At 61.3% G+C, this 11,104-nt stretch carries 9 protein-coding genes and 2 pseudogenes; 5 read left to right on the forward strand and 6 right to left on the reverse strand.

The annotated features are described in order from the left end of the window. Positions 1 to 333 (forward strand): annotated as a pseudogene (locus tag CVM73_RS41910) (hypothetical protein); the annotation flags it as partial. Positions 334 to 790: 457 nt separating this feature from the next. Here the strand turns inward: CVM73_RS41910 and CVM73_RS38150 are convergent. Then, a complete protein-coding gene (locus CVM73_RS38150; RefSeq protein WP_100236859.1) occupies positions 791 to 1,480 on the reverse strand; it encodes a LuxR C-terminal-related transcriptional regulator in 690 nt (229 codons plus the stop codon). 918 nt (positions 1,481 to 2,398) lie between these two features. On the opposite strand from CVM73_RS38150, the gene CVM73_RS38155 reads away from it, so the two are divergent. After that, the gene (locus CVM73_RS38155) at positions 2,399 to 2,719 is read left to right on the forward strand and encodes an H-NS histone family protein (RefSeq protein ID WP_430641333.1); all 321 of its coding nucleotides are present in this window, start codon (positions 2,399 to 2,401) and stop codon (positions 2,717 to 2,719) included. Positions 2,720 to 2,776: 57 nt separating this feature from the next. On the opposite strand, the gene CVM73_RS38160 is transcribed toward CVM73_RS38155, so the two are convergent. Further along, positions 2,777 to 2,998: a hypothetical protein gene (locus tag CVM73_RS38160; RefSeq protein ID WP_100236861.1), complete on the reverse strand. Its 222-nt coding sequence runs from the start codon at positions 2,996 to 2,998 to the stop codon at positions 2,777 to 2,779. 295 nt (positions 2,999 to 3,293) lie between these two features. Between CVM73_RS38160 and CVM73_RS38165 the strand changes: the two genes are divergently transcribed. From CVM73_RS38165 to CVM73_RS38175, 3 genes are all read left to right on the forward strand, one after another. Beyond that, positions 3,294 to 4,133: a 2OG-Fe(II) oxygenase gene (locus CVM73_RS38165; RefSeq protein ID WP_245452550.1), complete on the forward strand. Its 840-nt coding sequence runs from the start codon at positions 3,294 to 3,296 to the stop codon at positions 4,131 to 4,133. A 139-nt stretch (positions 4,134 to 4,272) separates the two neighbouring features. After that, positions 4,273 to 5,241 carry a hypothetical protein gene (locus CVM73_RS38170; RefSeq protein WP_100236862.1) on the forward strand — a complete coding sequence of 323 codons (969 nt, stop codon included), beginning with the start codon at positions 4,273 to 4,275 and terminating at the stop codon, positions 5,239 to 5,241. Continuing rightward, positions 5,238 to 6,239 carry a methionyl-tRNA formyltransferase gene (locus CVM73_RS38175; protein ID WP_100236863.1) on the forward strand — a complete coding sequence of 334 codons (1,002 nt, stop codon included), beginning with the start codon at positions 5,238 to 5,240 and terminating at the stop codon, positions 6,237 to 6,239. Before CVM73_RS38170 ends, CVM73_RS38175 begins: the two co-directional genes overlap by 4 nt. Positions 6,240 to 6,287: 48 nt before the next feature. Here the strand turns inward: CVM73_RS38175 and CVM73_RS38180 are convergent, their stop codons facing one another. The 4 genes and pseudogenes from CVM73_RS38180 to CVM73_RS38200 all read right to left on the reverse strand — a co-directional run. Beyond that, complete coding sequence (locus tag CVM73_RS38180) at positions 6,288 to 6,902, reverse strand: transglutaminase-like cysteine peptidase (protein ID WP_100236864.1); 615 nt, start codon at positions 6,900 to 6,902, stop codon at positions 6,288 to 6,290. 605 nt (positions 6,903 to 7,507) lie between these two features. Next, on the reverse strand, positions 7,508 to 8,821 hold the full coding sequence (locus CVM73_RS38190) for an HlyD family type I secretion periplasmic adaptor subunit (protein ID WP_100236866.1): 1,314 nt from the start codon (positions 8,819 to 8,821) through the stop codon (positions 7,508 to 7,510). Further along, positions 8,818 to 10,752, reverse strand: coding sequence for a type I secretion system permease/ATPase (locus CVM73_RS38195; protein WP_100236867.1), 1,935 nt, complete (start codon positions 10,750 to 10,752; stop codon positions 8,818 to 8,820). The genes CVM73_RS38190 and CVM73_RS38195 overlap by 4 nt, the downstream gene beginning before the upstream one ends. Positions 10,753 to 10,847: 95 nt before the next feature. Next, positions 10,848 to 11,104 (reverse strand): annotated as a pseudogene (locus tag CVM73_RS38200) (Ig-like domain-containing protein); the annotation flags it as partial.

Genomic DNA, 11,104 nt, shown 5'->3' on the forward strand with positions numbered 1-11,104 from the left:
CCTGATGACCCGCCGCCGGAGCTCCCCGGCCCTGCCGCGGACGACCGGTCATTATCGAAGAACGACTGCCCTCTGTCGTTCTGCGTCACTCCATGCAGACCGCCCGAACTTGCGATGGCTCTTGAGGTCAAGGAAGTGGATAGAAGCAGGGTCATCACTGGGGGTGTGACGGCCGCAAATCTTCCGCAGGTCTTCAAAAACGCCCGCCGGTCGTCATCTTCGTTGCCGTCCCGGGTCACGATGCGCACTCCTCGATTTAAAATTTTATTTACAGTATTATATATTAAATTGACTTTCAACCAAGAATTTTCTTTACCCGGCTGGCATTGCTGAACGTGCGTCGCCGGCAGATCGTCGGCAATTTCCGTGCTCGCCCCTCCACTTCCTTGCACAGCCGCTGCCGCTCATGCGCGATTTCGGGTTGCGTCCACCATTTAATATAGTTAATTTTCATTAAACGGGATCGAGCACAGGCTCGGCTATAATGGATCATTGCGATGCCACTGCAATTCCATCGGTCCGTCCGGGACATGGAGATCTGGAGCGCGACCAGCGAGGGCTTCTCGTTCGTGATCAGTTTCGGAAGCCCCCGAGGCCCGGGCTTTCACGGACGCTCCGGCTACTTGGCGAGTTGGCGTCCGCTCCACAAAAACCAAGCCGCAATCAAGATTGGCGGCTCGCCCTTTCGAACGTTAGCCGAGGCCGAAGGGGCCTGCCGCGACATGGCTGAGCATCTGGCGCCGCAATAGCCAGCCCTCGCGCACGCTCCGGAAGAAACCAGACGTCCTCGTCATTTCACGCTCGCCGGATCCTGAGGCAACAGATCAGGGGGATCCGGCTCACGTGGCGCGGCGTGCAGCTCGTTTCGCGAAATCGCCAATGCCGCGAGAACCGTACGATTGCTGATATCCAGCTTCTGGAAGATATGATGAAGGTGGACCTTGATGGTACCGTCGGCAAGGTTCAACCGACGTCCGATCTCCTTGTTCGATAGCCCCTCCGACACGAGCCGCATGATCTGCCGCTCCCGGTCCGTCAGTTGCGTCAGGGGCTTCTCATCGGCGCGGGGCTCCTCGTCGGCCTGCCCGGTGGTCGGCGACGCCGCAGCTTGGCCCTGGGCGGCCTTCCGCAGGGTTGCGACCAGCATCTCGGCACCCGAATCCTTCGAGAGGACGATGCAGGCGCCGTCCAAGGCCAGCCTTTGCAGCTCACAATCGGCCGCGGTACCGGTGAAGAAGACTACCGCGGGACCTGGGCCTGCAGCCTTTGCAGGAGCGAGGATCTGCTGCCGACGGACATCGGGCAGTGCAGCATCGACAAGCGCGACGTCCGGCGCAAGAAAGCGGATTGCCTCAATGCAGCTTGCACCATCGCTGCAGGACGCAACGATCGTAAAATCGCGCTGCGGCGCAAGAACGCTCCTGATCCCTTGCAAGACGATCGGGTGTCGATCCGCGATGACAATTCTGATGCGGCGCATGCTTCCCCTGCCTATTGCTAACAACCCCCCGTGCAGCCGCTTAATCCAACAATCTCTTTTCAATCGCGCGAGGTTACCTGCTTCGCTCGGCCATAACGTCGCACCGTGGTGATGGCTGCGCTACCGTAACTTGAGCAGCAAATGGGCGCAGCACCGTAAGAATGCGGTGCACCACGCTGCAAATTCCCAGACGAAAGAACAACGCCTGATAGATTCAATTGACACCTTCCCTCATAGAATGTCATCGGCGCACTGGTTGGCTGCCTTGTTATTATGGTCAACATCCAATTAACTTCGTTGGCGCCGTTATTACGAACGATATATTGGGACATTCACGATTCAAATCTAACATTCGACGAAGTTTCGGCAAACGCGAGGCCATTCAGAATGCCTCGCCTCTGAAGGGGGAAAAGTAATACTATTCATCAGACGAAGCTGGGTAATCAAGCACGAAAATGGCCGCGTCCGATCGCGGCCCGTGTAGCACCGATGAAAACCGGTCACCCAAGTTGGAGCTGCATCTTCGTCAATTCAGCAACTCCAATGAGCGGTCACAGGGACATCGTTGGCAATGAGTAGGTGGTCAAAATGTATTCTTCGGCTGTTTTGCGTCAAACTCATCAGGCTCTCATCGTTCAATTCACCGAATTGCAGAACTTGCGTAGTCGCGTGTTGAAGGCCGAGCAGCGATTGCTTGCGCCCAGGCGACGAGCGCGCGGGCGGAGGGCGCTTGGGAAGCGACCGCTCGTTCGGAGGCACGGGCCCAGCCGGTAACTTCGACCACCACGTTACACACTGGCGCAGCCGCGCGAGTGGATCGTGCTTGCCGGACCCCGGTTTGACCTGATAATCCCCCCTCCTGTTTCGGTTCGGAGGTAGTTGGGGACGGCTTCCATGGAGAATGAGGATTGGGCATCCATGACCACGGCCGAGCTGTGGCGGCTCTACGATGAGGTCACGACTGTTCTCAGTCGCAGGATGACCGCGGAAAAAACCAAGCTCGAAGAGCGGCTTCGCAAGATTGAGGGGACGGCCGCTCCGACCCAGAACGACGAACGTCCTCGACGCCCCTACCCTCCAGTGCTGCCGAAATACCAGAACCCGAAGAATCCGTCCGAAACTTGGTCCGGGCGCGGTAAGCAGCCCCGATGGCTGAAAGCTCAGCTTCGAGCCGGTAAGAAGCTGAACGATCTCCTGATCGATCGCTCGTCCGCACAAAGGCGCCGCCGGACCGGCTGAGCCCCGGCTCCGCTGCGGCGGCCTATATATACCCGCGCTGTCCGTTGGACCGCAGACCTACCGATCGCGGTCCTCTTTGCCGTTGGGACTGCCATCACCGCCGCCATTGCCGAAGCCATTGTTGCCACGCACAATGTGACCGCCTGAGCCGGCTATCGCGGCTGACGTCAGGGAGGTGGAGAGCAACAGCGTCACAGTCGGAGGGGTAACGGCGGCAAATCTTCCGCAGTTCTTCAAGAATTCACGACGATCGTCGCCTTCTGCGTCGAGATGGGTCATCGGCTCGTCCTACTCCAATCCAGCCCATCTTCAAAATAGACCACAATTACCGCGCCTCAAGTTAAATATGCTAATCGCGATATTTAATTTTGTCGTTGGCGATCACGATTTGCCCCCGGCTCGTAGGGCATGCAGCTTGTCGGCACTCCTGTCGCGCCAAGCTTCAAAACGCCGAAAACTCGCCGCCCCATTTAATTTGACATTTAACATCCGGCAAATTAATAATATCATTTAATTTGCGAGGCCGGCGGGCTTGAGATCGTGGCTCCAAGCACTGCAACCGGAGTCTGCGGAATTGCATGTTGATTTCCAGCTTCACTCGTTGAGCGGCCTCTTTGCCCGAGCCAGTTCCCTGCGCAACGACTACGCCAGCGCAAAACCTTGGCCGCACATCGTCGTCAATGATGCGTTTCCTGAGAAGCTATTGGACATGGTCGCGGCCGAATGCACCGCCCTCCAAGCCGCCCGCCTGATTACCACGAACACCGATCGCCTGGTGAAGCAGGAGGTATCGGATGGACTGGGGCCAGCCACTCAGCATCTGCTGAACCTGGTGGATAGTGCGCACTTCCGAGAATTCATATCGGCAGTCACTGGCGTTCGCGATCTTCATTGCGATCCGACGCACAAATTTGCGGGGGTGCATCGAACGCCCCCGGGCGGCTTCACGAAGCTTCACCGCGATTTCGAGGTTCACCCGACGACCGGGTTGTTCCACCGGGTCAATCTGCTCATCTATCTCAATCGGGATTGGCCCGAAGCTTACGGCGGCAGCCTCGAATTGTGGCCTGCGGACATGTCGGCGCTTGGGTGCCGTATCTTCCCGCGGTTCAACACCATGATCCTCTGGGAGACGCACGGCGCCACCCTCCACGGTCTTCCGGATCCGGTCACCTGCCCGCCGGGGCGAATGCGCCTTTCCGTCGCATCCTATTACTACACGACGACGCGCCGCGTCGCCGCGTCGGGTGAACGCCGCGTGCAGTATTGGGCCGCGCGGCCCGGCGAGGATCAATGCATCGAGCGAATGAGCTGGCAGGATCACTTGCGCGCGCTCATACCCGACCCGCTGTACAACGTGCTCCGGGCGGCGCGCGATCGGATATCCAGAGCGCACCGGTCGAGAACACCATGAAGCCGGCATCTTCCAGCGGCAACAGCAGGATCAATCAATGACCGGGAGTGGAGCGACGGTCGCGCAATTGCGAACTGGCGATGCCGATACGAGAGCTCTTCGCAGGCCGGGCTTCTCGCCTGTTCGACTGCAAACGCTGATGAAGCTCGCCGTCGCGGACACAGGACTGGACATGTCGGGAATGACTGTGCTGACCGAAGCCGCGACCGGCGCTTATGCCGTGACCCCGGTCCTCGCTGCAATGGCCGGAGCCAAGCACGTCTACGCGTTCACCAGATCTGGCCGCCATGGGACCGCGTCCGATGCCAAACGGGAGATTTTTGAGCTCGCAGCCCCCCTTGGCGTCGCGGATCGCATCGAGATCCTGGAGAAGATCAGTCCTGAGGTGCTTCACAACGTCGACATCGTAACCAACAGTGGCCACCTTCGTCCTCTTACAGCTGAGCTGATCGACCAGCTGCGCGGCGACGCCGTGATTGCCTTGATGTTCGAGGCTTGGGAGTTTCGTCGTGAGGACCTGGATATCGAAGCGTGCGCACGGCGCAAGATCCCGGTGGTCGGCGTCAACGAGCGGCACCCCGCTGTCGATGTCTTCTCATTCCTCGGCCCGCTCGCCGTGAAGCAGTTGCACGACTGTGGTCTGGCGGTCCTCGGCAACAGAATCGGCCTGCTCTGCGACAATGACTTCCTCGCCCCGCTGCACAACGGGCTGGCAAGCCTGGGGGCGAACGTCAAGACGTTCAACAGCGTTGCGGCGGTCCATCCCGGCGCATGGGACGCCTTCGTTGTCGCCTTGCAGCCTGCGGACACGCCGCGCGTCGGCCAGGCGGAGGCTGCGCATCTGGCCGCATGCGCCCCCGCCGGCGCCGTCGTGGTGCAGTTCTGGGGCGACATCGATCGAGCGGTGCTGGCCGCCAATGGTCTTGCGGTCTGGCCCACGCAATCCGTCGGACAGGGCCATATGGGCATTCTGCTGTCGGAGATTGGTCCCGAGCCGATCGTACGATTGCAGACTGGCGGCTTGCGCGCGGCCGAATGGGTTCGCCGCGGCGGTGCCGTTACACGGGATGGTTTCGCCCAGCTCGTACCGTGGCAGGGGGTGACATGACGGAGCGGCTGCAGCCCGAAATCGTGCTCCTCGCGGACGGACCGACCGGCTTCACCGCGCTTCGCTCGTTGGCGGCGCGGTGCCGCGTGGTCCAGGTCTTCCGAAAACCGGACCAGCCCGAGGCGGGCGAGCTGGGGTCATTTGCGAACAACCGCGGCATCCCGGTCGCGGAGCTGCAGGAATTGGCCCAACTTCAGAGAGTGATCGCGGACGCACGTCCGGCAGCCGTCGTGATTTCATCGTTCGATCGGATCATCCCGCCGCACATTCTTGCATTGTGCCGCTTCGTCAATGTCCACTATTCGCTTCTGCCGCACTATCGCGGTCGCGCCAACGTCAACTGGGCAATCATCAATGGGGAGACGACTGCCGGCATCAGCATTCATCTCGTGATCCCGGAGCTTGACGGCGGCAATCTGCTGTTTCAGCAGGCGATCCCGATCGGCGCGAACGACACGGTCACCGCGCTCTACGAGCGCCTCAACGCGATTCAGGAACGCGAGCTCGGCGGGGTCGTTGTACGCGCGATCACCGGCTACCAAGGCACGTCTCAAAATACCGGCTATGCCTCCTATGGCTGCGCCCGTGTTCCGGAAGATGGAGAGATAGACTGGCGGCAGCCTACCGAGAGCATCGATCGGCTGATCCGCGGCTTAACGCCGCCATTTCCCGGTGCCTTCACCCATCTTGACGGCCAGCGGCTCATCATCGCCAACGCGTCGCCGCGGCTCGATGCTCCCTGCTATATCGGCCGCGTACCAGGCCGGATCGTAGGGCGGTCACCTTCCGAAGGCTGGGTGGATGTGCTGACCGGCGACGGCGTCCTGCGCATGTTCAGCGTCCTTCCTCCCAACTCCGAGCGGCCGTGTGCTGCCGCTTCCGTCATCGGATCGACGCGAGCGACCCTCGGGCTGTCGCGCCTCGACCTTCTCCGCCGGATCGTCGCGCTGGAAGATCGGCTCGCTTCGCTCGAGCAGCTCAAATGCGCTCACGAGTAAGCGCAACCGTTCCGGCCAAGGAAGGCTCAGGGCTTTGGCGCTGGTGCCTCACACCCCTTCTCGTCCGACCGTGGCCCACAGCCCGTCACGGCCCGGACTCTGCACACGCACCCAACGATAGGGCGTCCGCGACCACGGCTTGATCTGCGGCGCGAGATTGTCGAGGACGAGATCACCGCTCCTGGTACGCACGAGAAGCACCAGATGATGCTCACCGGATCTGACGACGACTTCGCTCAATAGGAGCACGCGCGCCGGCCAGCCGCGCCGAAGCAGCTCGTGGCGCTTGCTCACCGCATAATCGTTGCAATCGCCGCGCGCGGGGTTGATGGTCCACGCCTCGCCCGCGAGACCGAGCTCGTTGCGAACCGGCTCGATCGCCAGATTGACGGTACGGTTGATCTCCAGCAGGTCCGCCCATCGCCTCTCAGTCAACCGGATCGGCCCGCCGCGGAAGGAGCGTCGCGGGCGACATTCGGCGTGATAGCGCAGGCAAAACACCGTGTAAGTGAGGGGCGGAAGAGCGGGGCGTCCCAGCTCGATGTGCGCAAGGTCCGCCTGGGGTGCTCTTGGCATGACCAGCAATGCCGCACGCGCCCACTGAACGCCCCCGATCATGGCCGCTATGGCTGCGGCGATGACCGGGCCCGAGGTTCGCTGCATCTGCCGATCCCCCTCCGTACGCAAAACCGTGTCGGGTCCAGCCGGCGCACGGCCCGGCCGCGCAACGTCATTTAATTAATTATATATAATTCCATTATATTTAACTAGCAATAAATATTAAATAAGCGACCGGCTGCGAAAGACGCAGCAGTGACGCCGGAAGGACGAGTGGGAATGAATGGAAGGGACGGAGCGAGGACGACCTCGATCGGCGCCGTTTGCTCTCGGAGGAAGACATTGAAGCGCGGCGCGACGCGGGTCGCGCTCCGCGCAGCGGCGGACAATTATTTGCCACCATATAATATTATGGTTGATTTAACTATTTGCCGACGCCAAAACGGGCTTTCTCGGGCAGGACCTGTCTCACATGCCGGTCGAGCTACTCGTCATTCTGGGAGCTGAAGCTTCGATACTCGGCTTCGTGGCCGCAATGAGCCTGCATGCCAAGCGAATGGACGTACTGAGCGGACGATCGTTCGAGCACCCCATCGTCCCACTCAGGGAAAACAGGCATCTAGGCGCCGGTCGCAACAACGCTGACGCCCAGCGAAAGGGCGCCAGTCCCGAAGACATGCAATCGAGCGCTGCTGCCATCTTGCACCAACTCAGCGCTCCTTGAACGCCCGCCCGGCCTGATCCTGCAGCGGCTTGAGCAAGTATGAAAGCGCGGTCCGACCTGCCGTCTTGATGAAGACTTCGACCGGCATGCCGGGCACGAGCTTGGCCGAGCCGAGCTTCGCCAGCTCGTCCGGCTTCAGCAGGACGCGGCCCGTATAGTAACTCGTGCCGGCGCGCTGATCCTGGGTGATGTCTGCCGAGACCATGCTGACCTCGCCGTCGATTTCGGGCGTGGTCTTCTGGTTGAACGCTGCGAAGCGCATTGTCGCGGTCTGTCCCACATAGACCTGGTCGATATCCTTCGGTGCGATCTTGACCTCGACGGCAAGCGAGTCCGCGTCAGGCACGATCAGCATGATTTGCTCGCCGGGTGAGATGACACCCCCGACGGTATGGACGCTGAGCTCGTGGACCCGACCGGATTGTGGCGCCCTGATATCAATTCGGTTCAGCTGATCGACCGCCGCGGTCTTGCGCTCGCCCAGCTCGGAGAGCTTCGAGCGCGTTTCGATCAGGTCCTTGCCGACCTCCGTGCGCAGATCTTGGTCGATCTGAATGATCTGGAGTCCGATTTCGGAGATCTTGCCCTTCGACTGAGCAATCATCCCTGCGAGCTGGCTGCGCTCCCCTTCGATGCGGGCGGAGTCGCGCTCGAGAGAATTGAGCCGCGTGATCGGCACCAGATTCTTCTGCCAGAGGCTGCGCACGCCCTCCAGCTCCTGGCGGATGAATTCGACTTCCTTCTGCTTGGCCTCGGTCTGCCCCGTATAGCCCTTGATCTCGTTCTCCAGCTGCGCGCTCTTCTCCTGCAACTGCGCTTTTTGGCCGCTCCTTGCCTGGCGGCGAAGGTCGAACAGCTTCCGCTCAGCAGTGATCGCACGGCTCGCCTCGGAGTTGCTCTCCTTGGCCCGGTCGAGCAGCACCTTGGGAAACACGACCTGCTCGGCACCATCGCGCTCGGCTTCGAGACGAGCCTGCCGCGCCAGCAGCTCATCGATGCTGTTCGTGACGATCGTCGCATTCGCGAGCGTCTGCGTCTCGTCGAGGCGGATCAAAACGTCGCCTGCATTGACCCGATCGCCCTGGCGCACGCGCAATTCGCCCACGATTCCGCCCGTGGCGTGCTGAACCTTCTTGACGCTGGAATCCACCACGACCACGCCCTGAGCGATCACCGCGCCCGACAATTGGCTCGTCGTCGCCCAACCGCCGATGCCAAAGGTCACCAGACCGAACATGATCATACCGACGATCATGTAACGCTGGATGGATTGCATCGCCGGCGCCACCTGGCCGTTCATCGGTTGCCTCCTTGAGCTTCCGCGACCACCTTGAGCGGTACGGGATTTCGCAGGACCTTCTTGAGGACCTCCTCCCTCTTGCCGAAGGACTGAACCTTGCCGTCCCCGAGGCACAAGACATGATCGACGGCTTCAAGCGCCTTCGGACGATGGGCGACGACGACGACAATCCCGCCGCGGCGGCGCACGTTCAGGATCGCCTCTGTCAGCGCCTCCTCGCCCTCGGCGTCGAGATTGGACGAGGGCTCATCGAGCACGACCAGGAACGGTTTTCCGTAGAAGGCACGGGCGAGCCCGATGCGCTGCCGCTGCCCCGCCGACAGCGCCAATCCTCCCTCGCCAATCTTCGTCCCATAGCCGTCCGGAAGCGAAAGGATGAGATCATGCGCGCCCGCGGCATGCGCGGCCTCCAGAACAGCGGCGGCCGTCGCCTGCGGATCGAACCGCGCAATGTTCATCGCAATGCTGCCGTCGAACAATTCGACATCCTGAGGCAGGTAACCGATGTGCTTGCCGAGGGCGTCGGAAGACCAGTGCTCGAGTGCGGCGTTGTCCAGCCGTATCCGGCCGCGAATGCACGGCCATACCCCCACCAGCGCTCGTACCAGCGTCGATTTTCCGGATCCGCTCGGCCCGATGATTCCGACCGCCTGCCCGCTCCGCAGTTGGAACGACACTTCATTGACGGTGGGCCTCTCCGAGTTTGGAGCGCCAATATAGAGATGCTCGACGGTGAGAGTTTCAACAGGAGGAGGCAATTCCAGCCGCTCCTCCTCGCCGGGCAGAAGCTTCAGCAAAGCATCGAGGCGTTGTCCCGATTGCCGCGCAGCGACGAATCCTTTCCAGTTCGCAATGGCCATTTCGACGGGCGCCAAGGCCCGCGCGGAGAGGATCGATCCGGCAATGATGATGCCGGCCGTCGATTCCTGGTTGATGACGAGGATTGCGCCGACGGCAAGAACCAGCGATTGCAGGATCGCTCGGAAAATCTTGGAAGCGCCCCCGAGCCCGTTTGCGACATCGCTGGCCCGCTCATGAGCCGCGAGATACTTCGCGTTGACATCCTGCCACCGCAACGCCGCCTGCTGGCGCATGCCCATGGCCTGCAGAACCTCGGCATTTCGTCGACCCTCGAGCGCCAGTGCCGTTCGCGAGACTGCGAGACGCGAGGAGGCCTTTGCAGGCCCCCGCGTGCGGGTTTCCGTCAGCATCGTAATGCCGACAAGCACCAGCGCGCCGGCCAGCGCGGTGACACCGATCCAAAAGTGAAAGAGAAAGCAAACGCCGAGATAGATCGGCATCCACGGCAGATCGAAGAGCGCAGTCGGCCCGCCGCTCGACAGGAAGCTGCGGACCTGATCAAGATCCCGCACCGGCTGCAAGCCGTCGCCATCGGCCCTCGTCTTCAAAGGCAGACGAACGAGCGCGTCGAATATGCGAATGCCGAGCCTTTCATCAAAATACCGGCCGACCCGCGCGCTGATCCTGCTCCTGACGAAGTCGAGCCCACCCTGAAACAGGTATAGGACCGTAGCCAGAACCATCAAGGCGACCAAAGTCGGTATGCTGCGCCCGGGCAGCACGCGATCATAGACTTGCAGCATGAAGAACGAGCCGGTGAGCATGAGGAGATTGCTCATCCCGCTGAAGGCTGCGAGAGCCCAGAATATCCTGCGGCAAGACCGCAGGAATGCCGACATCTCTGATTGCGGCTCCTCATAGTTCTCCGCCGGCGGGAAACGACCGACGAATATCCGTTGCCGAAGGGCTTCGACCAAGCGCCTTACCAAGCCGACCAGCCGCGACGCCGGCCGTTCGGCATCGTCCGCGAGCCGGCGCCCGGCCGACCATAGTCCTGACAAATGCATAATTGGGATTCGATAAAGATTCGCAGGCGGGGAGATCATCCCCCGCCGTCCAACGTCAGTCATGGCGCCTGCCCTTTAGTCTTGCCTTTGTCGGGGGATCCCCCAAGAGATCCCCCGAGGCAGTTGTTGAGTACCAGTCTGTGTGGCCGACCCGTCCCTTACGCGAAGTGGAAGTCGTGGCTGTTCAGCTTGTCGAGCTGCGTGTTCTTCAGCGTGAGGGTGTCGCTCCCCGTCGCGATGACGACGTCGTGGCCGGACTGGGCCGCGTGGGAGAGCACGCTCGCAAAACTGTCGAACACGCTCTTGCTGAACTCGATCGTGTCGTGAGCAGGTCCGCGGGCAGCGAAGTCCTTGATCACGTCCTGGCCGAAGTTCGACGCAAACGTGAACGTATCCGCACCCGCTTTGCCCACCA

The organism is Bradyrhizobium forestalis, assembly GCF_002795245.1.
Classification (GTDB): domain Bacteria; phylum Pseudomonadota; class Alphaproteobacteria; order Rhizobiales; family Xanthobacteraceae; genus Bradyrhizobium; species Bradyrhizobium forestalis.

Coding starts and splice junctions, on each gene's coding strand:
- CVM73_RS38175 (WP_100236863.1), top strand. CDS start 5,238: ATGACGGAGCGGCTGCAGCCCGAAATCGTGCTCCTCGCGGACGGACCG.
- CVM73_RS38180 (WP_100236864.1), bottom strand. CDS start 6,902: ATGCAGCGAACCTCGGGCCCGGTCATCGCCGCAGCCATAGCGGCCATG.
- CVM73_RS38190 (WP_100236866.1), bottom strand. CDS start 8,821: ATGAACGGCCAGGTGGCGCCGGCGATGCAATCCATCCAGCGTTACATG.
- CVM73_RS38155 (WP_430641333.1), top strand. CDS start 2,399: ATGACCACGGCCGAGCTGTGGCGGCTCTACGATGAGGTCACGACTGTT.
- CVM73_RS38150 (WP_100236859.1), bottom strand. CDS start 1,480: ATGCGCCGCATCAGAATTGTCATCGCGGATCGACACCCGATCGTCTTG.
- CVM73_RS38160 (WP_100236861.1), bottom strand. CDS start 2,998: ATGACCCATCTCGACGCAGAAGGCGACGATCGTCGTGAATTCTTGAAG.
- CVM73_RS38170 (WP_100236862.1), top strand. CDS start 4,273: ATGAAGCTCGCCGTCGCGGACACAGGACTGGACATGTCGGGAATGACT.
- CVM73_RS38195 (WP_100236867.1), bottom strand. CDS start 10,752: ATGACTGACGTTGGACGGCGGGGGATGATCTCCCCGCCTGCGAATCTT.